Consider the following 1,593-nt stretch of genomic DNA (forward strand, 5'->3'; position numbering starts at 1 on the left):
GCCGACGCCGTGGTCAGTGCCCAGCGCACGGTCATGGTGCACACCGACGGGATCGAACTGACCCGCGTCACCGGCGGCGGGTGCGCCCTGGGTGCGTTCGCCGCGGCGGCGATCGCCGCCGGGCAGGACGTGTTCACCTCCACCGTGGCCGCCCACGCCTATTACGGGCGGGCCGCCGAACGCGCCGCCGCCCTGTCCCTGGGACCGGGCAGCTTTGCCGCACAGTTCCTCGACGCCCTGGCCCTGACCGATCCGCAGGAACTGGGTGCGGTGCGCATCGAGGAACTCTAGATCCCTCATTCTTCATTCCCCCACGACTCAACCCGCCGGCCCCGCAGGGGGGCGGTTTAAGGACAATCATGCGAAATCTCGGCGTATATTTGGTCGCCAACACCGCCAGCTGCACCCCGCACCGCACCCTTGAGGTCATCCAGGCCGCCGTGCAGGCCGGCGTGCAGTGGATCCAGCTGCGCGCCAAGGAGGAAAGCGCGCGCGAATTCTATGAACTGGCCCTGGCCGCCGGTCAGCTCACCGCGGGCCGGGCCGAACTGCTGGTCAACGACCGGGTGGACGTGTACCTGGCGGCACGGGCCGCCGGGGCCGCGGTCACCGGGGTGCACATCGGGCAGCAGGACCTGCCGGTGCAGCGGGTGCGCGAACTGATCGGGGACGCCACCTTGGGGTTGAGCGCCTCCACCGATGAGCAGCTGGCCGCGGCGAACGCGAACGCCTCGATGATCGACTACCTGGGCGTCGGGGCCATCCGGGCCACCCCCACCAAGAAGGACCACCCCACCCCGATCGGGATCGAGGGCTTCGCCCGGGCCCGGAAGATCTCCCAGCTGCCCTGCGTGGCCATCGGTGCGCTGCAGGCCGAGGACGCCCCGGCGCTGCGCGCGGCCGGGGCCGAGGGCATGGCGGTGGTGCGGGCCATCTGCTCCAGCACCGACCCCGGTGCGGCCGCCGGCGGGCTGCTGCGCGCCTGGCAGGAGGCGAAATGATCCACAACATCCTGTCCATCGCCGGTTCCGACCCCTCCGGGGGCGCCGGAATCCAGGCGGATTTGAAGGCGATCGCCGCGACCGGGGGCTACGGGATGGCCGCCATCACGTCCCTGACCGCGCAGAACACCCGCGGCGTGGACGCGGTGCAGGCCGTTGAGCCGCAGTTCGTCACCGCCCAGCTGCGCAGCATCGCCGCCGATGTGCGCATCGACGCGGTGAAGATCGGGATGCTGGCCAACGCCGGGATCATCGACGCGGTGCAGCAGTGGCTGGGCGAACAGCCGGCCGGGCTGCCGGTGGTGCTCGACCCGGTGATGATCGCCACCAGCGGGGACCGGCTGCTGGATGACGCGGCCCACCAGGCGATGTCCCGGCTGCTGGCCCGGGCCACGGTGCTGACCCCGAACATGGACGAACTGGCGGTGCTGCTGGGTGAAGCGCGCGCCACCACCTGGGATGGCGTGCTGGCCCAGGCGCAGCGCCTGGCCGCCGCCCACGACGTGTTGGTGGTGGCCAAGGGCGGGCACCTGGGCGGGGAGCAGTGCCCGGACGCGCTGGTGGACGCCACCGGGGTGCTGGCCGACTTCCC

3 protein-coding genes are annotated in these 1,593 nt (G+C 71.9%); all 3 read left to right on the forward strand.

Going from position 1 to position 1,593, the window contains the following annotated elements; translation table 11 throughout:
- Window positions 1–291, forward strand: a 291-nt coding sequence (locus tag RCJ92_RS15830; protein ID WP_446755113.1) for a hydroxyethylthiazole kinase, incomplete at its 5' end; no start/stop codon positions are given.
- Between the two features lie 68 nt (window positions 292–359).
- Complete coding sequence (gene thiE, locus RCJ92_RS15835) at window positions 360–1,001, forward strand: thiamine phosphate synthase (protein WP_446755114.1); 642 nt, start codon at window positions 360–362, stop codon at window positions 999–1,001.
- Window positions 998–1,593, forward strand: a 596-nt coding sequence (locus RCJ92_RS15840) for a bifunctional hydroxymethylpyrimidine kinase/phosphomethylpyrimidine kinase (protein WP_446755115.1), incomplete at its 3' end; no start/stop codon positions are given. The genes thiE and RCJ92_RS15840, both read left to right, overlap by 4 nt.

Source organism: Glutamicibacter sp. BSL13 (assembly GCF_052928425.1).